The following is a 22,877-nucleotide window of genomic DNA, read 5'->3' as shown; positions in this document are numbered from 1 at the left end:
GGCACCGCCGCCGGCCGAAGAGCGAGGACCGAGCGAGGGCCGAGCAAGGACCAGCGGCAGGGCCGTCGACCGGGGCTCAGAACAGCGCCTCCTGGGTGTCCGGAGGCTCGGGCCGCGCCCTGGGCACCAGTACCAGCCCGGACGGCGGGCGGCCGGGCGCCGGGACGAGCGTCCAGCCGGTCAGCAGACGGGTGTCCAGGAGCAGCGGCGGACCGCCGTCCGGCCGGTCGAGCAGCAGGTGCCGGCCGATCGGCGCGCGCAGCCGCCCGGCCACGACCGCGCCGTCCGCCAGGCCCTCGACCGCGTGGTAGGCGTCGGGGGCGCCGCCGGTCAGGCCGAACAGCCCGACCTGGTCGACCACCGGGTGGCCGGGCAGCAGTTCCACGTCGTGGCCGTGCAGCAGCTCGTGCGCACGGGCCCGGGCGTCGGTCAGCACGGCCCGGCGGTGGGCGGCGTCGCCGTGCTGCCACCAGTGCTCCACCTTGGCCCGGACCTTGAACCGCTCGCGGGCCAATCCGGCGGCGGAGACGGTGAGTTCGGCCCGGCGGACGGCGGGCAGCGCCCCCCGGGCGGCGAAGGTCCAGGCCAGCGCGCCCTGTTCGAGCAGTCGGCTGGTGCCGCGCTGCTCGGCGGTCAGGCCGACCTTCAGCAGGCCCTCGCCGAACCAGGCGAGATAGAGCCGGTAGGTGCGGCCGTCGTCGAGGATCTGGTCCCGGGCCAGCGCCAGGCCCCGGTCCACGCTCTGGCAGGGCGGGCACTGCACGGCGCCGCCGTCCGGCGCGATCCCGGCCCGGTGCGGGCAGGGCGTGCGCTCGTCCCGCCCGGCCAGCAGCGCCCCGATGCAGCGGCGCGGCCCGCCCAGCCGCCAGCCGACCTCGGCACCGGGCACCACCTCGCGCTCGTGGGTGCGGCGGCCGTGGACGGCGCTGAGCACCGCCCGGCCGTCCCGCCACGCCAGCCCGGTGGAGACCCACCCGTCCGTCCCGCTCACCCGTTACCTCGCCCGTGCCGCCCGAGCTGTCGAGGCTACCCGGTGGCACCGACAGCGACCCGCCCCGGCCGCTCGACCGGCCCCGGGCGGCCGGATAGCGTCACGGCATGATCACCACCGACGCCGCGACCGGGCCCGTCCCGCCCGGCCCCGTGACCCCCGACGACCTGGCCCTCGTGCTGCGGCTCGCCGCCGACACCCTGCGCTCCGCCCCCGCCGGCACCGACTGGTCCCGGCCGGCCGGCGGCGTCGACTGGGACTGCTGGAGCACCGTCGAACACCTGGCGGACGACCTGCTGGCCTACGCGGCCCAGCTCGGCCCGGACGAGCCGCCGCGCGACCGCTACGTGCCCTTCGTCGCCCGGCGCCCGTTCCCCGGCGGGCCGAACAACTTCGTGTTCGCCGAACGGGAGGACGGACCGGCCGCACTGCTGGAGGTGCTGGCCGCGAGCGGCGGACTGATGGTCTCGATCGCCCGCACCAGGGGGCCGGAGGTCCGGGCCTTCCACCCCTGGGGGCTGGCCGACCCGGCCGGGTTCGTCGCGATGAGCCTGGTGGAGGCCCTGGTGCACCTGCACGACGTGGCCGAGGGACTCGGCCTGCCCTGGGAGCCGCCGGCCGAGGTCTGCGCCCGCACCCTGTCCCGGCTGTTCCCGGACGTCCGCCCCGACCCGGCCGGTGCCTGGCCGACCCTGCTGTGGGCGACCGGCCGCCGCACCCTCCCCGGCCGCCCGCGCCGCACCGGGTGGCGCTGGTACGCGGACGTGCCCGGCACGGCCTGACGCCCGCTCATCTCCTCCCGGCGCCGCTCACCCCGGCCGACACCGCAGGTCGCAGGCCCTTTGCGCGCTCCCCCGGTGCACGTTCTATTGTGGCGGGCGCGGGCGGTGGCGCGGCCGGGAGGCGGGCGCCGGGCCGGAGCGGCGCGGAGCGAAGGGGTGGACGTGGCGGGGCGGCGGAACAACGGGGTGCTGGCGGTCTGGGCGGAGGCGCAGCGGCAGGAGCAGCGCCGGGAGGAGGCGCGCTGGCGCGCCCAGGCCGCCGAGCAGCGCCGGTGGGAGCGCGAGCAGCGCGAGGCGCAGAAGGCGGCGGCCCGCACCGAGCGGGAGGCACAGCGGGCGTACCAGCAGTCCCGGGAGGCCGAGGCCGCCCGGCGGACGGCCGAACTCGACGGCCGGGTGGAGGAGTTGCGGGGTCTGCTGACGGCCGGTCTGGACCGTCCGGCGTTCCGGGCGCAGAGCCTGCTGGCCCCGCGCCCGGTGCCGCCGTTCGAGCCGGGACGGCTGGGCGAGCCGGTGCCGATGCCGGACCAGGCGCACTACCAGGTACCGCCGCCGGACCAGGCGCAGGCCCGGAACCCGGGGGTGCGGCAGCAGTACGAGCAGTACGTGGCGCAGGCGCGGGCCCGGTTCGAGCACGACTGGTACGCGGCGCAGGCCGCCGAGGCGGAGCGGCGGCGGCGGCTGGGCGAGTACCACGGGCAGTACCTGGAGTGGGTGGCCCGGTTCCGCCGCGAGGACGAGGAGCGCGCCGCCCGGACCGAGGAGTCGCTGCGCCGGCTGCGGTCCGGCGAGGCGGAGGCGGTGCAGGAGTACTTCTCCGCCGTGCTGTACGCCTCGGCGGGCTGGCCGGAGGGCTTCCCGCACCGGCTGGTGGCGGCCTGGGAGGCGAGCAGCCGCCAGCTGGTGGTGAACTGGGAGCTGCCCGGCCCGGACGTGGTCCCGGCGACCGGCCGGGTGCGGTACGTGAGGACGGACGACCGGGAGGCCGAGGTGGCCCGCCCGGCGACCGAGCGCAAGGCGCTCTACCGGGAGGTGCTGGCGCAGAGCGCGCTGCGGGTGGTCACCGAGCTGTACCGGGCGGACGGGGACGGGCTGCTGGCCTCGGTGGTGCTGAACGGCTTCGTCCGCGGCATCGACCCGGCGACCGGCCGGGAGGCGGAGCGCTTCCTGACCACGGTGACGGTCGACCGGGCCGAGTTCGCCGGTCTCACGCTGGACCGGGTGGCGGCGGTGGAGTGCTTCCAGGGGCTGGGCGGGGTGCTGTCCGCGCGTCCCGAGCGGCTGGACGAGGTGCGCCCGGACCGGTTGCCGGAGACGGTCGGCGGCAGTGTGGCCGGGCAGGGCGGCGAGGACGACCCCGACCTCTTCGAGATGGATCCGATCGAGTTCGAGGAGCTGATCGCGGAGCTGTTCCGGCTGCGCGGTTTCCGGGTGATGACCACGGCCCGCAGCGGGGACGCCGGGGTGGACGTGGTCGCCGAGGACCTCGATCCGGTGACCGGCGGACGGATCGTCATCCAGGCCAAGCGCTACCGTTCGACGGTCTCCCCCACGGCGGTGCGCGACCTCGACTCGACGGTCCGGCACCACGGTGCGATCAAGGGGATCCTGGTGACCACGGCCGGGTTCGGACCGGGTTCGTACGAGTACATCCGCAACAAGCCGCTGACGCTGGTGAGTGGTCCCGAGCTGGTGGAGCTGCTGGCCGAGCAGGGCCTGCGCGGCCGGCTCGGGGAGCGGACCGCGGGCGGCGGCGCGAGCAGGAACGGGGGGAACAGCTCGGGCGGTGACGGGAACGGCGGCCCCACGGCCGACGGAGCCACGGCCGACGGAGCCGCGGCGGGCACCACGGGCGCGACCAGCACCGTGACCCTCTCCTGGGGCAGCCGCACGGCCGGCGGCGACCCGGTCGAACTGGACGTCTCGGCGTTCCTCTGCGCGAGCGGGCGGGTGCTGGACGACGAGCACTTCGTGTTCTTCAACAATCCGCAGGACCCGGACGGCGCCGTCCGGCTGCACCCCACCCGCTCGGTGCCGGGCGAGCCGCTCCGCCGGGCCGAACTCACGTTGGACACCGCCCGGCTGGCCCCGGCGGTGGACGAGGTGGTGGTGGCGGTGTCCACCGAGGAGGAGGAGTCGCCGGCCCTGCCGCTCGGCTACGTGCACGGTCTGGCCCTGACCGGCGCGTTCGGTCCGGACGCGGAAGGCCCGGCGCACTGGGCGGCGGCCACCGGCGGGGTGCCGGAGAGCGCGATGGTCGTCGGCTCCTTCCAACGGCACGGCGGCGGCTGGCGGTTCACGCCGGGCGGGACACCGGTGCCGGGCGGTCTGGCCGGTCTCGCGGTGCGCTGGGGCGTCGCGGTCGAGTAGCCGCGGCCGGGGCGGCCCCTGCCACCGGGGCCGGGCCGCTCCTGCGACCGGCAGAGGAGCCGCTGTCATACCCGAGGAGGAGAGGAGCCCCCGCCGGACCGCCGGGTCGGCGGGGGGAGCCCGTACCCGGGAGCGACCTTCCGGGCGCGGGCCGATTGCGAGAATGGACAGGAAGACGATCATCCGATTCTGCTTCCGCCTTGCCTCGCACTCCCCTCGCATTCCCCAGGAGACGCTCGTGACGATGTCCGCAACCGCCGTCCGCACCGGCCGGGCGGCCGCCCGCGCCACCGGCCTGAACAAGGTCTACGGGGAGGGCGAGACCCGCGTGGTCGCCCTCGACAACGTCAGCGTCACCTTCCCCCAGGGCGAGTTCACCGCGATCATGGGCCCCTCCGGCTCCGGCAAGTCCACCCTCATGCACTGCATGGCCGGCCTCGACACCGTCAGCTCCGGCTCCTCCACCATCGGCGACACCGAACTCGTCGGCCTCAAGGACAAGCAGCTCACCCAGCTGCGCCGCGACCACATCGGCTTCGTCTTCCAGGCCTTCAACCTCCTCCCCACCCTCACCGCCCTCGAGAACATCACCCTCCCCATGGACATCGCCGGCCGCAAGGCCGACAAGCAGTGGCTCGACCGCGTCGTCGAGACCGTCGGACTCTCCGGCCGCCTCTCCCACCGCCCCAGCCAGCTCTCCGGCGGCCAGCAGCAGCGCGTCGCCTGCGCCCGCGCCCTCGCCGGCAAGCCCGACATCGTCTTCGCCGACGAACCCACCGGCAACCTCGACTCCCGCTCCGGCGCCGAGATCCTCTCCTTCCTGCGCAACTCCGTCCGCGAACTCGGCCAGACCGTCGTCATGGTCACCCACGACCCCGTCGCCGCCGCCTACGCCGACCGCGTCGTCTTCCTCGCCGACGGCCGCATCGTCGACGAACTCACCAACCCCACCGCCGACACCGTCCTGGACCGCATGCGCCGCTTCGACGCCAAGGGCCGCACCAGCTGACCCGGCGCACCAGCCGAGCGCGCGACCCGATCCCGAACCGGCCGATCCCCGACCTCCAGGACTGACACCACCCCATGTACCGCACCGCACTGCGCAACGTGCTGGCCCACAAGGCCCGACTGCTGATGACGACGCTCGCCGTCCTCCTCGGCACCGCCTTCGTGGCCGGCACCCTCGTCTTCACCGACACCCTGGGCGATGCCTGGCGTTCCCAGAGCGCCAAGAGCTACGCCGACATCGCCGTCACGGTCGGCGACAGCGATGCCATCAGCAAGGGGTACGACCGGGGCGACCGGGATCCCGGCGCGCCCACCCTCACCGAGGACACCCGCAAGGCCATCGCCGCGCTGCCCGGCGCGGCCGAGGCCCGCGGCGTGGTCAGCGGCTTCGCGGGGATAGCCGACCGCAAGGGCGCGCTGATCGGCGACGGCTTCTCCACCACCGGCACCAACTACGTCCCCGGCGCGGACGGCAACGACCCGCGCTACCCGCTCCACGACGGGCGCGGCCCGCGCACCTCCGGCGAGATCGCCCTCGACGCGAAGACCGCCGAGAAGGGCGGCTACAAGGTCGGCGACACCGTCCGCGTCGCCGTCAACGGCCCGGTCATGGAGCTGAAGCTCACCGGCACCCTGGGCACCAACGACCCCCGGATCGTCTCCGGCGGCTCGCTGGCCGCCTTCGACACCGCCACCGCTCAGCAGCTCTACCTCAGCCCCGGCCAGTACGCCGAGATCGACGTCAAGGGCAAGCCCGGAGCGGACGACACCGCCCTGCTCACCGCCGTCCGGCAGACCGTGCCCGCGTCCGACAGCATCGAGGCCAACACCGGCCGCCACCTGGCGGCCGAGCAGGAGCGGATGATCGACGAGGGCACCAAGGGCATGTCCACCGTGCTGCTGGTCTTCGCCGGGATCTCGCTCTTCGTCGGCATCTTCATCATCGCCAACACCTTCACCATGCTGATCGCCCAGCGCACCAAGGAGCTGGCCCTGCTCCGCGCCGTCGGCGCCAGCCGCAAGCAGATCACCCTCTCGGTGCTGGCCGAGGCGCTGCTGGTCGGCCTGGCCGCCTCGATCGGCGGTCTGCTCGCCGGTGTCGGCATCGCCTCCGGGCTCAAGGCCCTGCTCAACGGACCCTGGGGCGCCAACCTGCCGGACGGCCCGCTGGTGATCGCCCCGTCCACGGTGATCGCCTCGCTCGTCGTCGGTGTCGTGGTCACCGTGCTGGCCGCCCTGCTGCCCTCGCTGCGCGCCTCCCGGATCGCCCCGGTCGCCGCGATGAGCTCGGCCGAGCAGCCGGCCACCCAGAAGTCCCTGCTGGTGCGGAACATCATCGGTCTGTTCTTCGCCGCGATCGGCACCGGCGGACTGCTGGCCGGCGCGGCCGCCAAGTCGGTCAACCTGGTCGGCCTCTCCTCGGCCGCGCTGATGGTCGGTGTCTTCGTCCTCACCCCGCTGCTGTCGCGGCCGGTGATCGCGCTGTTCGCGCCTGCTCTGCGCAAGCTGTACGGCACGCCCGGCAAGCTGGCCCGGGAGAACGCGGTGCGCAACCCGCGCCGCACCGCCGCCACCGCCTCCGCCCTCACCATCGGCGTGACCCTGATCACCGCGCTGACCGTGGTCGGCGCCTCGGTGAACAAGGCCGCGGACGACTCCTCCGCGAGCGACCTCAAGGCCGACTACGTCGTCGCCATGAAGAACTCCTCCGTGCTCGCGCCCGAGGTCGCCGCCCAGATCGCCAAGATCCCCGGGGTCACCGCGATGAGCACCGAGCGCACGGTGAAGGTGCGGTCCGCCACCGACGCCGAGGACCGCTCGCTGCTCACCGCCGTGGACGCCGCGGCCTTCGGCCGCCTGGTCGACGTCAGGGTCACCGAGGGATCGGCCGACGCGCTCGAGCAGGGCCGGCTGATCAGCAGCGTCGGCTACGCGAAGAACCAGGGGCTCACGGTCGGCTCGACGCTCGACGTCACCTACCCGGACGGCAGCCGCGGCAGCCTCACCGTCGGCGCCCTGGCCGAGGGCAGCAACCTGGTGGCCGGGCTGATCGCCCCCGCCCACGTGGTCGCCCCGCACGCCGACCCCACGGTCGGCCTGGAGAAGGTGCTGGTCAAGGGATCCGCGGGCGCCACTCCCGAGCTGAAGCAGGCGCTGCGCGACGCCACCGGCAGCAACCCGCTGATCAGCGTGGACGGTCAGAAGGACATCAGGGCCGAGAACCAGCGGGCCGTCACCGCCGTGCTGAACGTCATGTACGGGCTGCTGGGCATGTCCGTCGTCGTCGCCGTCCTCGGCGTGGTGAACACCATGGCGATGTCGGTGTTCGAGCGTCGCCGGGAGATCGGCATGCTGCGGGCGATCGGCCTGGACCGGCGCGGGATCGGCCGGATGGTCCGGCTGGAGTCGCTGATGATCGCACTGTTCGGCGGGGTGGTCGGCGTACTGCTCGGGATCGTCACCGCCTGGGCGGCGACCCGGACGATCGCCGGGGTGTTCAAGAACATCACCGTGGTGGTGCCGCCGGTGCAGATCGGGCTGTTCCTGGTCGCCGCCGCGGTGATCGGCCTGCTGGCCGCCCTCTGGCCGGCCCGCCGGGCCGCCCGGACGGACATCCTGGGCGCGATCAAGAGCGAGTAGCCGCCGCCCCGGGAGCGACCGGGACGCAGGGAACGACGACGCCCGCCGGGACTCCTCTCCGGCGGGCGTCGCGCTGTCTGCGGGTGTCGGGAGCCCTGGGGCGCCCGGGGCAAACGTTTCCTCAGCAGCCGTTGAGGATCGAGGAGAGCGCGCTCTTCTCCGCGCTGTCGACCGAGAGGCCGTAGTAGTACTTCACCTGCACCCAGGCACGGGCGTAGGTGCAGCGGTAGGAGGTCTGCGGCAGCCAGTGGGCCGGGTCCTGGTCGCCCTTGGAGCGGTTGGAGCTCGCGGAGACGGCGATCAGCTGCGGGCGGACCAGATCGTTGGCGAGGGCCTGGCGCTGGGCGGTGGTCCAGGCCCAGGCGCCGGAGCGCCAGGCCTCGGCCAGCGGCACCAGGTGGTCGATGTCGAAGCTCGACGCGCTGGTGGTGGTGACGTTGTCGTAGGCCGAGACCCAGCTGCCGCTGACGGAGGCGCAGGCGGAGTCGGTGACGACGTTGCTGCCGTCGCGCTTGAGAACCGTCTCCCGGGTGTTGCAGGTGCCGGAGATGGTGATCCAGTGCGGGAAGAGCGCGCGGTCGTAGGTGGAGTCGTGGGACTCCGCGGCCACCGTGACGGCGGCGAGGTAGCCGCGGGCGGTGGCGGCCGAGACCGGGGTCGGCAGGGCGGCCCGGGCGGTGCCGGCACCGGTCAGCAGGGTGGTGAGGGCGAGCAGCAGGGCGCCGAAGGCGGCGGCCAGGACGCGGCCGGGCACACGTATCGCGGACATGCCGAAGTACTCCTGGGTCGAGGAGGGCAGGGGAAAGCCCCCGGGCGGGAACCGGCCCGGGCTGTCGACCAGCATGTCGCCCCAGGGGTTTACGCGGGTAGATCCGAGAGGTGAATTTTTTGACCGGATGTCAGGTACACAAACCGTCAGGACACTACCGACCCGCTGCCCTCGGCCCGGGAACGCCGACGCCCCGCCCGGGTTGCCGGGCGGGGCGTGGTGAGGGTGGCGTGGGTGCGCCGGGTGGCGCGGGCCGGTGGTGTCAGGCGGTGGGGCGGGCCTCGGTGCTGCCGGTCGTGCCGGTGCTGCCGGTGGTGCCGGTGGGCTCGGGGGTGCCGGGCTTGGCGGGGCCGCCGAGGACACCGAAGAAGTAGGCCAGCGTCGGCGCCAGGTAGGCGAGCCAGACCACCAGCTGGAACACCGTGGGGTCGGGCTGGAAGTTGAAGACGCCCTTGAGGAGGGTGCCGTACCAGCTGTCCTTGGGGACGGTGGTGGAGATGTCGAAGGCGGTGGTGTGCAGGCCGGGCAGCCAGCCGGCCTCCTGGAGGTCGTGGACGCCGTAGGCGAGGACGCCGGCGGCGACGACGACGAGCATGGCGCCGGTCCAGGTGAAGAACTTGGCGAGGTTGATCTTCAGGGCGCCGCGGTAGAACAGCCAGCCGAGGAAGGCGGCGGTGAGCAGGCCGAGGGCGGCGCCGATGATCGGGTTGTAGCCGTCCTCGGTGGCCTGGACGGCGGTCCAGATGAACAGGGCGGTCTCCAGGCCCTCGCGGCCGACGGCGAGGAAGGCGGTGGCGACCAGTGCGCCGGTGCCCATCGCGAGGGCGGCGTCGAGTTTGCCCTGGAGTTCGCTCCTGAGGTGGCGCGCGGTGCGGCGCATCCAGAAGACCATCCAGGTGACCAGGCCGACGGAGATGATCGACAGTGAGCCGCCGAGGGCCTCCTGGGCCTCGAAGGACAGTTGCGAGGAGCCGAACTGCAGCACCGCGCCGAAGGCCATCGAGAGCAGCACGGCGGCGCCGACGCCGGTCCACACCGGCGGGAGCTTCTCCCGGCGGCCGGTCTTGACCAGGTAGGCGATGAGGATGCAGACGACCAGGCTGGCTTCGAGTCCTTCGCGCAGGCCGATCAGATAGTTGGCGAACACGCCGGCTCCCTGGGGGTGAGGAGGTGGTACGGGCGGAACGGGCGGGAGGTCAGCCGAAGAGGACCTGGCCCCACCACTCGCCGGGCTTGCGGACGCCCGCGGGGCAGGCGAAGTGGGCCGAACCGACGTGCTGGATGTACTCGTTCAGCGCGTCGGAGGCCGCGAGCCGCTGCTGCAGCGGGACGAACGCCTTGCGGGTGTCCCGCTGGTAGGCCAGGAAGAACAGGCCCGCGTCCAGCCGGCCGAGGCCGTCGGTGCCGTCGGTGAAGGAGAAGCCGCGGCGCAGGATCATCAGCCCGTCGTTGGACTCCGGGTGGGCCAGCCGGACGTGGGCGTCGGCGGGCATCGCCTTGAGGTCCGGGGCGTCGTGCTCCTTGGTCCTCCCGTACGCGGCGCCCTCGCCCTTGGTGCGGCCGAAGACGTCCTCCTGCTCCTTGAGCGAGGTGCGGTCCCAGGTCTCGATGTGCATCCGGATCCGGCGGGCCACCAGGTAGGAGCCGCCGGTCATCCAGTCCGGGCCCTCGCCGGGCGCGGCCCAGACGTGCTCGGCGAGCTTCACGGTGTCGGTGCCGGCGATGTTGTGGGTGCCGTCCTTGAACCCCATCATGTTGCGCGGGGTCTGCGCGTCCGGGGTGGTGGACGAGGTCTTGCCGAAACCCAGCTGCGACCAGCGGATGTTGACGGTTCCCATGCCGATCCGGGCCAGGTTGCGGATCGCGTGGACGGCCACCTGCGGGTCGTCGGCGCAGGCCTGGATGCACAGGTCGCCGCCGCTGCGCTGCGGGTCGAGGTTGTCGCCCTTGAACTTCGGCAGGTCGATCAGGGCCTCGGGCCGCCTGGCCTTGAGGCCGAAGCGGTCCACGCCCTCCTTCTCGAACAGACTCGGGCCGAAGCCGATGGTGAGGGTCAGCCGGGAGGCCGGCAGACCCAGGGCCTCGCCGGTGTCGTCCGGCGGCGCCTCCGGCAGACCGCTGGCGGCGCCGCTGCCGACCTCGCGGCCGCCGGTCATCGCGGCGGCGGCCTTGGTCCACTCCTTCAGCATCCGGACCAGCGAGTCGCGGGTGGCGCTCGACGAGACGTCGAACGCGGCGAAGTGCAGCCGGTCCTGGACCGGGGTGGCGATGCCCGACTGGTGGTCGCCGAAGAACGGGATGTCCGCGGTGGCGGCGGGCGCGGCCGGGGTGTCGTCGTCGTCCTGGCGGGTCGCGGCCGCGACCGAGCCGACACCGGCGGCGCCCAGCGCGACCCCGGCACCGGCCCAGCCGATGACGGCACGGCGGCTGACCGGGGCGCGGCCGGCGGCCTCGGCGGCGGCCGGCGTCTCGTTCTGCTGCTGCTGGTTCTCGGCGTCCATGGGCGGGCGGACCCTTCTCTGTGCTGAACTCACGGATGCCGTGGCGGCCGCTGGGGCCGCCACGGCGGAGTACCGGATGTGGTGCGCGGTGCGGGATCCGGTGCGCGCGCCGCGGACGGCGGCGCGCACCGGACCGCGGTGGTTACTTGACGACCACGGCGGCGGCGAGCTTGGAGAGGGGTTCGCCGAGGGAGTTGACGGCGTCGGAGAAGGTCTTGCGCTCGGTGTCGGTGACCTTGTCGTAGGAGGTGTAGCTGCCGTCGGTCTGCTTGTACTTGGCGAGCAGGGTCTGGATGGCGGCGAACTCGGAGTCGAGGGTCTTGGCGAGTTCGGCGTCCTTCTCGGCGGCGACGGGCTTGAGCAGTTCGTAGGCCTTCTTGGCGCCCTCGACGTTGGCGGCGAAGTCGGCGAGGTCGGTGTGGCTGTAGCGGTCCTCCTCGCCGGTGACCTTGCCGGTGGCGACCTCGTCGAGCAGTTCCTTGGCGCCGTTGGCCATGCTGGTGGCGGTGATCTCGGCCTCGGGGATCTTCTTCTGCCAGTCCTTGAGGTCGGCCACCAGCTGGTCGGCGAGCTTCTTCTCGTCGTCGCCGATCTTCCCGTCCTCCCAGAGGGACTTCTCCAGCTTGTGCCAGCCGGTCCACTCCTGGCCGGGCTCCAGGCCGTCCTCGCGGGTGTCGGTCTTGGGGTCGACGTCGCCGAAGCTCTCGGCGACCGGCTCGGTGCGCTCCCAGCCGATGCGCGAGGGCGCGAAGAGGGACTTGGCCTTGTCCAGCTCGCCGGCCTTGATCGCGGCGGCGAACGCCTCGACGGCCGGGACGGTGGCGTCGGCCTGTTCCTGGGCGTACGTGCGGTAGGCGTCCACGGCGGCGGTCAGGCGGGGGTCGGTGGGGGCGGCGGAGGCGTCGCCGGTGACGGTGATCTTCTGGCGGATGCCGTCGCCGACCATGCCGGGCTTGCAGGCGACCTCGTAGGAGCCGGCCTTGATCTCGGCGGTGATGGTGGCCTTGGTGCCGGGGCCGATGTTCTCGCGCTCGGTGACGATCTTGTCACCGGCGGCGTAGACGTAGACCTCGGTGACCTTGGATCCCTTGTTGGCGATGTCGATGCTGACGTGGCCGGCCGGGAACGTGGTCCTCGAGACCTCGCAGGCGGTGTCGGTGGCGTTGACCTTGACGGCGTCGGCAGCGGCCTTGTCGTCCTTCTTCTGCGAGCAGCCGGCCAGGGCGGCGGTCGCCACGGCGAGGGTGAGCAGCGTGGCGGCGGTGGAACGACGGGCGGACATGCGGGCTCCAGCGGTCAGGACAGGGTGCTTCAGGGCAGGGTGTTTCAGGGCAGGGCTGAGCGCGGACAGGGAGCAACGACGCCGTCGGTACCCCCGTCCACTTAGCTAAGGCATACCTTAGGGATATCTTTTTTTGCCGTCCACCCCGGGGTCGGTCACGAAACGGTGCAGGTGGGACAAGGGCTCCGGCCTCCCGGTGGTCGGTCCACCGACGATTTCCGGCCACCGGCGGCTCGGTCGGAGGTGGCACGAATGGCAAAGAAGTGGTAAAGGGGCACGCACCGGTGGGTGCATGCCCCTGGGAAGGCGTTGTCCGATACCGCCGGGCTCAGCCCGTCGGGGTGCGCCGGGCGGCGGCCCTGGCGCTCCAGCGGCCGTCATGGCGGGTGATCCGGATCGGGTGGCCGAAGGTCGCGCTCACCAGCTCGGTGGTCATCACCTCGTCCACCGGGCCGGCCGCGACGGTCTCCCCGGCGCGCAGCAGCAGCGCGTGCGTGGTGGACTCCGGCAGCTCCTCCAGATGGTGGGTGACCAGGACGCTCGCCAGCTCCGGGTGCTGATGGCGGAGCAGGTCCAGACTGTCCAGCAGCAGTTCCCGGGCGGTCAGGTCGAGCCCGGTGGCGGGCTCGTCGAGCAGCAGCAGCCGCGGACTGGGCATCAGGGCCCGGGCGATCAGGGCCCGACCCCGCTCCCCCTGGGAGAGCGTCGTCCACGGGGACTCAGCGGCCGCGGTCATGCCCAGGGTCTCGATCAGCAGCTCGGCCCGTTCCAGCTCCTCCGGGGCGGGTTTGCGGTGCAGGTCCGGCTCGATCGTGTTGGTGACGCCGGTGAGGACGACCTCGCGCACGGTCAGCGGCGAGCGCAGCGGGTGGCGCGGATTGACGTGACCGAGGTGGGCGCGCAGGTCGCGGATGTCGACCCGGCCGAGCCGGCGGCCCAGCACGTCCACCTCGCCGCGGGTGGGATGGGAGACGGCGCCGAGCAGGGCGAGCAGGGTCGACTTGCCGGCGCCGTTCGGGCCGAGCAGTGCCCAGTGCTCGCCGGGGTGGATGGCGAGGTCGATCCCGCGCAGCAGGTAGCGGCCGTCCCGGACGACATCCACCGCCCGGGTGCGCAGCAGCGGGGTCGGGGCCTCCGACGACTCCGCCGGTGCGGCGGGCGAGCCGGTGGCGGGCGGGCGCGGGTCGGACGTGCTCATGCGGGCGGTCCTCCTGGGGTCCGGTGCCGGGCTGGGTCGCGGGCGCGGCGCCGCACCGGACGGGCCGCCGCCGACCGTCCGCGTGCAGAGTACAACCGTCGCCCCCGGCAACGGGTCCGGCGTCCGAGCCGTGGACAGCCGCCCGGCGCGGGCTCCGTGCGTACCCCCCTTTCGTCCGGCGGCAGTTGACGCCATCATCGGTGCGCGAACCGTGGAACCGGACCGGACCGGCGGCTCGTGGAAGCGGTGCGGGGCACGGATGCGGACCGGCGGCCCGGGGAATCGGTACGGGGGGCGTGGAAGCGGACCCGCGGCCCGTGGAAGCGGGGCGGGGCCACAGCCAGGTGGATGCGGGTGGAGGGGACGGGGCATGACAGGAACGGACACACCGCCGGAACTCGGCACCGGACGCGCCGGGACGCTGCCCGGACGGTTCGAGGAGTACGCCCGCGCCACGCCCTGGGCGGTCGCCCTGCGCTGGGCCGGCAGGGAGGTGGGCTACGGCGAACTCGACACCAGGGCCGACCGCCTGGCCCACCACCTGGTCGAACGCGGGCTGCGGCCCGGGGGCCTGGCCGCGGTGGCGCTCGGCCGCGGGGTCGAGGTGTACGTCGCCCTGCTCGCCGTGCTCAAGACCGGCGCCGCCTACCTCCCGCTGGAGCCGGGCGCACCCGACGGGCTGCTGCGACACGTGCTCGCCGAGGCCGCGCCGGCCCTGGTCGTCACCGAGGAGGCGCACCGGATCCGGCTGACCGACGCCGGGGCCCGGGAACTCGTCTGCCTCGACTCGGCCGCGGCCGCCGTGGCGGCCGCACCCGCCGGCCCGCCCACGGTCGACCTCGACCCGGACGGCCCCGCGGTCGTCCTGACCACCTCCGGCACCACCCGGGCGCCGCGCTGCGCGGAGCTCTCGCACCGCAATCTGCTCGCCGTCCACCACGGCTGGCGCACGGTGTACGGCCTGACGCCCGCCGACCGGATCCTGAGCACGGCGAGCCTGGAGTTCGACGTGTTCACCGCCGACTGGGTGCGCGCGCTCTGCTCCGGCGCCACGCTGGTGGTCGCACCGCGCAACCTCACCCTGGACCGCGCCGCCGACATCGCCGACCTCCCGCCGCTGATCGCCGCCGAGCGGATCACCGTGCTGGAGCTGAACACCCGCACCGCGCGCAGGCTGACCGCCCACCTGGCGCCCGCCGCCGGGCCGAGCGCGCACCGCGCCGGGAGCCCGCTCTCGGGGGTGCGGGTGCTCACCGTCGGCGCCGAGAAGTGGTGGCTGGACGAGCACCTGGCGCTGCAACGGCTGCTCGGCCGGTCCACCCGCGTGATCAACGTCTACGGGCTGGCCGAAGCGGGCGTGGACAGCACCTGGTTCGAGGTCGGGGAGAAGAACCAGGTGCTGCGCGGAACGGCGCCGTCGCTGATCGGCGCGCCGTTCCCCGGCGCCCGGGTGCTGGTGCTCGCCCCGGACGGCACCCCGCTGCGGGACGGGACGATCGGTGAGATCGCGCTCGCCGGTCCCGGACTCGGCCGCGGCTACCCCGGCCGGCCCGAGGAGACGGCCCGCCGGTTCGTGCACTCGGCGCACGACACGGACGGCCGGGTGCTGCTGACCGGCGACCTCGGCCGGTTCAGGGCGGACGGCACGCTGGAGTTCATCGGCCGGGCGGCGGGCGTGGTCGGACCGACCGACGTCCGGCTGTCCGACACCGTCGCCAGGACGGTGGCCCGGGCGGCCCGGGCCGAGGCCCGGCTGCGCGCCCGCCCCGGGATCCGGGAGGCGGCGGTCGCCGAGGTGGAGGTGGCGCCCGGGCGCCGCGAGCTGGTCGGGTACGCCGTCGCCGTTCCCGGCGCGCCGGACACCGACGGCTGGTCGCTGACGGCCGCCCTGAAGGCGCTGCTGCCGGACGGGGAGGCGCCCGCCGCCGTGGTCCCGGTGCCCGAACTGCCGCGCACCCGGGCCGGAAAGCTGGACCGGGCGGCCCTGCCGCTGCCCGCGCCGGCCGACCACGCCGCACCGGCGCGCCGGTCGGGCGGTGGGAAGGGCGGCCGGAGCTGGAAGGGCGGCGGGAGCGGGGGTTCCGCCAGGGTGGACTCCACCCTGGGCTGCGGCGTGGTCGGCTTCGGGGTGCCCGCGGCGGTCGTCGCCGGGCTGCTCACCAACAGCCTCTGGCCGGGTTCGACGGACGTCTCGGCCGTTCCGGCCCCGTACGACGATCTCTTCCGGGTGCTCTACTTCTTCGAGTGCGCCTCGTTCGGACTGGGTGTGGCCTGGCTGCTGGCCGGTGCCGGGGCGACGGCGCGGATGGGGCGGCCGGCCGGCCTCTCGACCGCCGCGCACCTGGCGGTGTTCTGGCTGCTGGCCTCCTGGTGGCCGCAGGACAACCTGTACCGGACCACCCGACCGTCCGACTGGCACGCCCAGGCGTGGCTGGTCTTCGTGTTCAACATCGCGCTGATGGTCTCGGCCGCGATCCTGGTCCGGTTCCTGACCTGGCGCCCGAAGCCGGCGAAGCGGCCCTGAGCGCCGGGGCCCGGCCGGAGGTTCAGCGCAGGGCTTCGAACATCCGGCCCAGCGCGTGGTGCGCCGCCCCGAGCAGGGCCTGCGCGGCGTCCAGAGCCTCGACACTGCGGGCGGCGAGCGCCAGCCCGACGGCCGGCTCCGGCTCGTGGCCGGCCGTCACGATCAGCGGCAGCAGCGTCGCCCCGAGCCGCGCGCAGGCCGGGCGCAGCCGGTCCAGGTGCCCGTGCAGCGCCTCCTGGGAGAGCCGCGCCCCGAGCGGCATCGCGTCCACGGTGCGGACCAGGTGGCCGGGGCCGCGCACCTGGTCCAGCCGGTGGCGCAGGACGAAGGCGACCGCCGGGCCGGTGAGCCGCAGATTGGCCTCGGTCGGGGCGAGCCGGCGTTCCCGGTCGGTGACGAAGTCCACGTCGTACCAGCCGCGGTGGCCGGCCTCGGCGAGCCGCTCCCCCACCGCGAGGCCGAAGCGTTCGGCGGTCCCGGCGGCGCCGGGCGGGACCACGCCCGGACCGACCGTCACCCCCTGGTAGCGGGTCCCGTCGACCGCCATCTCGCCGACGCCCACCGGGTGGACCCGGCCGTCGGCGCCGATCACCGCGTCGAAGGTGAGGTCGCGCAGTCGGCCGGCGCCGGCCGGGCCGCCGTCCACGAACTCCTCCAGCAGCAGCGGGCCGCCGGGCGGCAGGGCGTCCTCGCGCACCAGTCGGCGCAGCAGTGCCCGGGCGCCGCCGGCCGCCGACACCTCCTCCGGGGTCACCACGACGGTGCCCCGACCGCCGACGCCGTGCGGGGACTTGAGGACCGTGACCAGGCCCCGGGCGGCCCGCGCGGCCAGCCCCCGGGCGGCCGCGCGCGGGCCGTCGACGGGCTCCTGACGGGGCACCCGCACGCCGGGGTGGTCCTGGGCGAGCGCGGCGAAGAGACCGTTGGCGGCGTCCTTGGCCTCGAAGCGGCGGACGGCCGCGAGCTCCGGGCCCTCGCCCCGGTCGGGGGTGCGGCCCCAGAACAGCACCGGGCCGGGGCCGGTGGCGAGCCGTTCGGCGAGCGCGGGGCGGGCGGCGAGGGCCTCGGCGACCGTGCCGCCGGGGGCGACGCCGTCGAACAGCTCGACCGGCCCCCAGTCCAGTTCACGGGCGAGCCAGTCGATCCAGGCCCGGTCGACCTCGGCGGGCAGGACCAGTGCGGCGGGCTCGGGGCTGTAGCCGACGGCCAGTCCGGCGTAGTGGTGCGCCCGGCGGAGGCGGTCGGCGCGCCGCTCGGCGGGGGTCGGCGCGGGGGCGGAGCCGCCGGTCCCGAACCTCCCGACGGCGAACCGCCTGCCGGCGGGCGGGGCGAGGAGGAACTGCTCGTTGAAGTCGGCCACGTTGCCGACGTGCACCGCGCGCCGGCCGCCGGTCCAGGCCCCCACCCATCCGTCCATTCCGCGAGCGTACGGCAACGGCACCGCCGCGCCCGGCCCGAACGTGAACAGACAACTCAAAAGCGATCACATTTGATCAGTACAGGACACGAATTGGCAAAGTTCTGACGTTCGCTCTAGCCCTGGATGACTGCGCACCGTCAATCTCAACCCAGCTCTCATCCCTGCATCACGCAGCATCCCCGACTGGAGTCAGAGTGAGCCCCACCTCCTCATCTCGCCGCTTCCTCACGGCCGGAGCCATAGCCGCCACCGCCGCCCTCGTCGCCGCCACCGTCACCGCCGGGACCGCGTCCGCCGCCCCCGCCGGCCGTGACGCGGCGATCGCCCAGGCCCGGGCCAACGTCGCGCACAACGCTTCGGTGTTCGGCTTCGCCGACGGCCAGGACCTCGTCGTCAAGGACGTCGTGCTGGACGCCGACGGCACCCAGCACGTGCGCTTCGACCGCACCTACCTCGGCCTGCCCGTGGTCGGCGGCGACCTGGTGGTCCACCAGGACTCCCGCGGCCGGCTCAAGGACTCCTCCCGCGCGGCCGCCCACGACGCCGCCGTGCGCACGATCGTCCCCAAGATCCCCGCCCAGCTCACCGCGGGCCGCGCGCTCGAGGCCGCCCCCGGCGTCGGCGACGCCACCAGCAGCCCCGAACTCGTCGTCTGGGCCGCCGACGGCACCCCGCGCCTCGCCTGGCGCACCACCGTCGAGGGCACCGGCGACCACGGCCAGCCGGCCGGCCGGATCGTCGTCACCGACGCCAACACCGGTGAGCAGATCGAGGCCTACGACGCCGAGCACCAGGCCACCGGCACCGGCCACTCCGAGTACACCGGTGACATCACCATCGACACCACCGCGCAGACCGGCGGCTTCTCGCTGAAGGACCCGACCCGCGGCCACATCACCAAGGACGCCCGCAACGTCGCCGCCGGCTCGCTCAACGCGAACTCCGGCACCCTCTTCACCGACACCGACAACGTCTGGGGCGACGGGAAGAAGTTCTCCACCGACCGCGCCACCGCGGCCGTCGACGCCCACGCCAACACCGCCTGGACGTACGACTACTACAAGAACACCTTCAACCGCAGCGGCATCAAGAACGACGGCAAGGGCGCCACCGTCTTCGTGCACGTCGGCACCAAGTGGGACAACGCCCAGTGGTCCGACAGCTGCTTCTGCATGATGACCGGCGACGGCGACGGCGTCACCGACCCCGAGCAGGTCGACCTCGACACCATGGGCCACGAGATGACCCACGGCGTCACCAGCGCCACCGCCAACCTCCGCTACAGCGGCGAGTCCGGCGGCCTCAACGAGTCCACCTCGGACATCTTCGGCACCATGGTCGAGTTCTACGCCCACAACCCGGTGGACAAGGGCGACTACCTGTTCAGCGACCAGTCCACCCCGCCGTGGCTGCGCCGCTTCGACAAGCCCTCGCTGGACGGCCGGTCCGCCGACTGCTGGACCAGCAAGGTCGGCCAGCTCGACGTGCACAACTCCTCGGGTGTCGGCAACCACTGGTTCTACCTCGCCAGCGAGGGCAGCGGCGCGAAGACCATCGACGGCGTCAGCTACAACAGCCCGACCTGCAACGGTTCGACGGTCACCGGGATCGGCAACCAGAAGATCGCCAAGATCTGGTACCGCGCGCTGACGGTCTACATGACCTCCACCACCAACTACAAGGGCGCGCGGGCCGCTTCGCTGAGCGCCGCCAAGGACCTCTACGGCGCCACCAGCACCGAGTACAAGGCCGTCGCGGCCGCCTGGAGCGCTGTCTCGGTCTCCTGACCGCGGCGCCCGCACCGCGGCCCGTCACCCCGTCGTGGGGGTGGCGGGCCGCCGACCGACGGCCCCCGGGGGCCGTCGGTCGGTCGCCCAGCACGCGGACCGGCGTCCGAGGGTCATCGGTCGCCCAGCACGCGGACCGGCGTCCGAGGGTCGTCAGTCGCCCAGCACGCGGACCGGCGCCCCGGCCAGGAAGGCCGCGATGTCCTCCACCGCCTCGCCGTAGTAGCGCCGGTAGTTGTCCCGCGACACGTACCCCAGGTGCGGGGTCGCCAGCAGCCGGGGCGCCGTCCGCACCGGGTCGTCCGCCGGCAGCGGCTCCTGGTCGAACACGTCCACCGCCGCGCCCGCGATCCGCCCCGCCGCCAGTGCCGCCAGCAGCGCCCCCTGGTCCACGATCGCCGCCCGGGAGGTGTTGACCAGGTACGCGTCCGGCCGCATCAGCGCCAGCTCCGGCGCGCCGAGCAGCCCCCGGGTGCGGTCCCCGAGCGCGAGGTGCACGGAGACGAAGTCGCTCTCCCGCAGCAGCTCCTCCTTCGACCCCGCCCGGCGCACGCCCACCTCGGCCGCCCGCTCCCCGGTGAGGTTGCTGCTCCAGGCCAGTACGTCCATGTCGAAGGCGAGCCCCACCCGGGCGACCCGGGCGCCGATCTTCCCCAGGCCCAGCAGGCCCAGCCGGCGTCCCGCCAGATCCGCGCCCACCGTGCTCTGCCACGGCCCGCCGTTCCGCAGCGCCGTGCTCTCCTCGACCAGGCCGCGGGCCAGCCCGAGCAGCAGCGCCCAGGTCAGCTCCACCGGCGGCGTGGACGAACTGGCCGTCCCGCACACGGTGACCCCGTGGGCGCGGGCCGCCGCGTGGTCGATCACCGAGTTCCGCATCCCCGAGGCGACCAGCAGCCGCAGCCGGGGCAGCCGCTCGAACACCTCCGCCGGAAAGGCGATCCGCTCCCGCAGCGTCACCACGATGTCGAAATCGGCGACCGCCGCGACGAGTTCCGCCACCGAGGCCGGATGCTCGCGGAACGTCACGACCTCCACCCGGTCGGCCACGGGGGACCAGTCGGCGATCGTGGTGGCGACGCCCTGGAAGTCGTCGAGTACGGCGCAGCGGAGTGTCATGCCCGCACTCTTCCAGACCCGCCCGGCACCGCCCGGCCCGGCTCCCCCGTTCCGTCACCGGCTCTCCCGTTCCGTCACCGGCTCTCCCGTTCCGTCACCGTCCCGTTCGACCGGCGCCGTCCGGGCCGGTCCGGGAGACCCCCGGGGGCCGGGCGGCGCCCCGGTGTGAGAGGGTCGGCGGCCGGACGGAGGAGGCGCCGATGCGGGCGAGTGGGACCGGGGACACGACTGGGACCGGCGGGCGGGTCCTGGTGGTCGACGACGACGCGGCGATCCGCCGGGGGCTGGAGCGCGGACTTCGGCTGAGCGGCTTCACGGTGTCCCTCGCCGAGGACGGCGGGGCGGCGCTGACCCGGATGGCCACCGAACCGCCCGACGTGCTGGTGCTCGACGTGTCGATGCCCGGCATCGGCGGCGTCGAGGTCTGCCGCCGCCTGCGCGCCCGGGGCGACGACCTCCCGGTGCTGATGCTGTCCGCGCTCGACGAGGCCGCCGACCGGGTCGCCGGACTCCAGGCGGGCGCCGACGACTACCTGGTCAAGCCGTTCGCCCTGGAGGAACTCGTCCTGCGGTTGCGGGCCCTGCTCCGCCGCCGGCCGCCGCAGCCGGACGACCGGGTGCTCGCCGGCCCGCTCAGCCTCGACCCCGGCACCCGCCTGGCCCACCTGGACGGCGAGGAACTCGCCCTCACCCGGCGCGAGTTCGAACTGCTGACGCACCTGGCCCGGAACGCCGGCCTGGTGCTGTCGCGCGAACTGCTGCTGGAGCGCGTCTGGGGCTACGACGTCGAGGTGCGCAGCGACGCCGTCGACACCTTCGTCAGCTACCTGCGGCGCAAGACCGAGGCCGGCGGGCGGCCCCGGCTGATCCACACCGTCCGGGGCGTCGGCTTCGTGCTGCGGACACCCGGCGGACCCGACGGATCGCGGCAGGCCCCGCGGTGAGGCTCTCCACCCGGATCGCGCTCTGGGCGGCGGCCGTGGTGCCGCTGCTGGTGGTGCTCGCGGGTCTGCTGCTGCTGCCGCTGGTCGGCCGGGACCTGCGGCACCAGCAGGACGCCCGGCTCGGGGAACGCGCGGCCGCCCTGCTGCCGAGCGTCCGGGCGCTGGTGGCCGCCGACAGCAAGGGCCGGCCCAAGGTGGAGCAGAACCAGCAGCGCAAGGTGGTGGACGCCGCCCTGGACCTGGGGGTGCGGGTGACCGGCACCGACGGCGGTGTGCTGCTGTCCGTCGGCCCGCAGCCGGACGACGCCGGCGTCCTCCCGGGCGACCCGGGCGGCGGGCCGGTCACGGTCCGGGACCGCGCCGGCTCCTGGCGGGTCCTCACCCGGGCGGCCGGTGGGGGCGGGAACGGCAAGGGCGCCGGCCTGCTGCAGGTGATCGCCCCCACCGGACCGGCCGACCGGCAGGCGGCCGCGGTGCGGCGGCGGGTCCTGCTCGTGGCCCTGGTGTCGGCCCCGGTCTCCGCGCTGCTCGGCTTCGCGCTCGCCGAGCGGGCCACCGCCCCGCTGCGGCGGCTCAGCCGCCGCGCCGCCGGGCTGGACCCGGCGGCGTCACCCGCCGGCGCTCCGCACGGCCCCGGCGGTCACGGGTTCGTCCCCGAGCGGACCGGGACGGCCGAGGTCGACGAGCTGTCCTCGGCCCTCGCGCTGCTCCTCACCCGCTACGACGAACAGGCCCGGCGGACGGCCCAGGCGCTCGACACCGCACGGGCGTTCTCCGCCGACGCCTCGCACGAGCTGCGCACCCCGCTGATGAGCCTGCGCACCAACCTCGACGTGCTGGCCGCCCACCCGGACCTGCCCGCCGCCGACCGGGACGAGGTGGTGACGGAGCTGCGGCAGGACCACGCGCGACTGCTCGACCTGCTCACCGCGCTCAGCACCCTGGCCCGGGGCGACCTGGTCCAGCTGGACGCGTTCCAGCCGCTCGACCTCGCCGAACTCGTCGACGCGGCGGTCGTGGAGGCCCGCCGCCGCCACCCCGGCACCGAGTTCGCCGTGCACGCCCCGGCCGAACTGCGGTTCTTCGGCTGGGAGTCCGGACTGCGGATCATGCTCGCCAACCTCCTCGGCAACGCCGCCGTGCACGGCGGCGCCGACGGCGTCCCGGCCCGCGTCGCCGTCCGGCTCTCCGCCGAGGGCCCGCAGGCCCGACTCACCGTGGACGACAACGGTCCCGGGGTGCCGCCGGAGAGCCGGACGGCGGTGTTCCAGCGCTTCCACCGCCGTCGGGACAGTCCCGGTTCGGGCCTCGGGCTCACCCTGGTCGCCCAGCAGGCCGCGCTGCACCGGGGGAGCGCCGCCCTCACCGCGCCGCCCGACGGCGCCGCCGGCTGCCGGGCCGAGGTGCTCCTCCCGCTCCCCCGGCCGGACGCGCCGACCCTCGAACTCCCGGCCCGCCGGGACTGGCTCTCCGGTCCGGGGCACCGAACGGGCCCGGGAGGCTGAACGGGCCCGGGAAGCCGAACAGACCCGGGAAGCCGAACAG

The 22,877-nt window shown here is 74.4% G+C and carries 16 protein-coding genes; 8 read left to right on the top strand and 8 right to left on the bottom strand.

Going from position 1 to position 22,877, the window contains the following annotated elements; all coding sequences use genetic code 11:
- Nucleotides 1-76: 76 nt before the first annotated feature.
- Nucleotides 77-991 carry a DUF2797 domain-containing protein gene (locus BLU95_RS35120; RefSeq protein ID WP_093863532.1) on the bottom strand — a complete coding sequence of 305 codons (915 nt, stop codon included), beginning with the start codon at nt 989-991 and terminating at the stop codon, nt 77-79.
- Between the two features lie 107 nt (nt 992-1,098).
- Between BLU95_RS35120 and BLU95_RS35115 the strand changes: the two genes are divergently transcribed.
- The 4 genes from BLU95_RS35115 to BLU95_RS35100 all read left to right on the top strand — a co-directional run bounded on the left by BLU95_RS35115 (nt 1,099) and on the right by BLU95_RS35100 (nt 7,791).
- Entirely contained in the window at nt 1,099-1,773 is a 675-nt protein-coding gene (locus BLU95_RS35115) for a maleylpyruvate isomerase N-terminal domain-containing protein (RefSeq protein WP_093863531.1), read from the top strand.
- Nucleotides 1,774-1,935: 162 nt separating this feature from the next.
- Nucleotides 1,936-4,143 carry a restriction endonuclease gene (locus BLU95_RS35110; RefSeq protein ID WP_231978037.1) on the top strand — a complete coding sequence of 736 codons (2,208 nt, stop codon included), beginning with the start codon at nt 1,936-1,938 and terminating at the stop codon, nt 4,141-4,143.
- A 238-nt stretch (nt 4,144-4,381) separates the two neighbouring features.
- On the top strand, nt 4,382-5,152 hold the full coding sequence (locus BLU95_RS35105; protein ID WP_093863530.1) for an ABC transporter ATP-binding protein: 771 nt from the start codon (nt 4,382-4,384) through the stop codon (nt 5,150-5,152).
- A gap of 74 nt (nt 5,153-5,226) precedes the next feature.
- Nucleotides 5,227-7,791 (top strand): ABC transporter permease, encoded by a 2,565-nt coding sequence (locus tag BLU95_RS35100; protein WP_093863529.1) that lies wholly within the window; start codon nt 5,227-5,229, stop codon nt 7,789-7,791.
- Between the two features lie 121 nt (nt 7,792-7,912).
- Here the strand turns inward: BLU95_RS35100 and BLU95_RS35095 are convergent, their stop codons facing one another.
- The 5 genes from BLU95_RS35095 to BLU95_RS35075 all read right to left on the bottom strand — a co-directional run bounded on the left by BLU95_RS35095 (nt 7,913) and on the right by BLU95_RS35075 (nt 13,541).
- Entirely contained in the window at nt 7,913-8,560 is a 648-nt protein-coding gene (locus BLU95_RS35095) for an HNH endonuclease family protein (protein WP_093865362.1), read from the bottom strand.
- Between the two features lie 262 nt (nt 8,561-8,822).
- Nucleotides 8,823-9,707, bottom strand: a complete 885-nt coding sequence (efeU, locus tag BLU95_RS35090; protein ID WP_093863528.1) for an iron uptake transporter permease EfeU — start codon at nt 9,705-9,707, stop codon at nt 8,823-8,825.
- Between the two features lie 49 nt (nt 9,708-9,756).
- Nucleotides 9,757-11,061: an iron uptake transporter deferrochelatase/peroxidase subunit gene (efeB, locus tag BLU95_RS35085; protein ID WP_093863527.1), complete on the bottom strand. Its 1,305-nt coding sequence runs from the start codon at nt 11,059-11,061 to the stop codon at nt 9,757-9,759.
- Between the two features lie 142 nt (nt 11,062-11,203).
- Nucleotides 11,204-12,343, bottom strand: a complete 1,140-nt coding sequence (gene efeO, locus BLU95_RS35080) for an iron uptake system protein EfeO (protein WP_093863526.1) — start codon at nt 12,341-12,343, stop codon at nt 11,204-11,206.
- Between the two features lie 328 nt (nt 12,344-12,671).
- Nucleotides 12,672-13,541, bottom strand: a complete 870-nt coding sequence (locus BLU95_RS35075; RefSeq protein WP_093863525.1) for an ABC transporter ATP-binding protein — start codon at nt 13,539-13,541, stop codon at nt 12,672-12,674.
- A 370-nt stretch (nt 13,542-13,911) separates the two neighbouring features.
- Between BLU95_RS35075 and BLU95_RS35070 the strand changes: the two genes are divergently transcribed.
- The gene (locus BLU95_RS35070) at nt 13,912-16,065 is read left to right on the top strand and encodes an AMP-binding protein (protein WP_159425121.1); all 2,154 of its coding nucleotides are present in this window, start codon (nt 13,912-13,914) and stop codon (nt 16,063-16,065) included.
- A gap of 22 nt (nt 16,066-16,087) precedes the next feature.
- Here BLU95_RS35070 and BLU95_RS35065 read toward each other — a convergent pair whose 3' ends face one another.
- Entirely contained in the window at nt 16,088-17,482 is a 1,395-nt protein-coding gene (locus BLU95_RS35065; RefSeq protein ID WP_159425120.1) for a hypothetical protein, read from the bottom strand.
- A gap of 197 nt (nt 17,483-17,679) precedes the next feature.
- Here BLU95_RS35065 and BLU95_RS35060 point away from each other — a divergent pair, with 197 nt between their 5' ends.
- Nucleotides 17,680-19,272, top strand: a complete 1,593-nt coding sequence (locus BLU95_RS35060) for a M4 family metallopeptidase (RefSeq protein WP_093863522.1) — start codon at nt 17,680-17,682, stop codon at nt 19,270-19,272.
- A gap of 153 nt (nt 19,273-19,425) precedes the next feature.
- On the opposite strand, the gene BLU95_RS35055 is transcribed toward BLU95_RS35060, so the two are convergent.
- Nucleotides 19,426-20,388, bottom strand: coding sequence for a D-2-hydroxyacid dehydrogenase family protein (locus tag BLU95_RS35055; protein ID WP_093863521.1), 963 nt, complete (start codon nt 20,386-20,388; stop codon nt 19,426-19,428).
- A gap of 200 nt (nt 20,389-20,588) precedes the next feature.
- Between BLU95_RS35055 and BLU95_RS35050 the strand changes: the two genes are divergently transcribed.
- Nucleotides 20,589-21,332 (top strand): response regulator transcription factor, encoded by a 744-nt coding sequence (locus BLU95_RS35050; protein WP_093863520.1) that lies wholly within the window; start codon nt 20,589-20,591, stop codon nt 21,330-21,332.
- Nucleotides 21,329-22,837: a sensor histidine kinase gene (locus tag BLU95_RS35045; protein WP_093863519.1), complete on the top strand. Its 1,509-nt coding sequence runs from the start codon at nt 21,329-21,331 to the stop codon at nt 22,835-22,837. The genes BLU95_RS35050 and BLU95_RS35045 overlap by 4 nt, the downstream gene beginning before the upstream one ends.
- Nucleotides 22,838-22,877 lie beyond the last annotated feature (40 nt).

This window comes from Streptomyces sp. TLI_053, from assembly GCF_900105395.1.
In the GTDB taxonomy this organism is placed as follows: domain Bacteria; phylum Actinomycetota; class Actinomycetes; order Streptomycetales; family Streptomycetaceae; genus Kitasatospora.
Note: the sequence above shows the minus strand (reverse complement) of the source record. Positions and strands in the feature narration are given on the sequence as shown.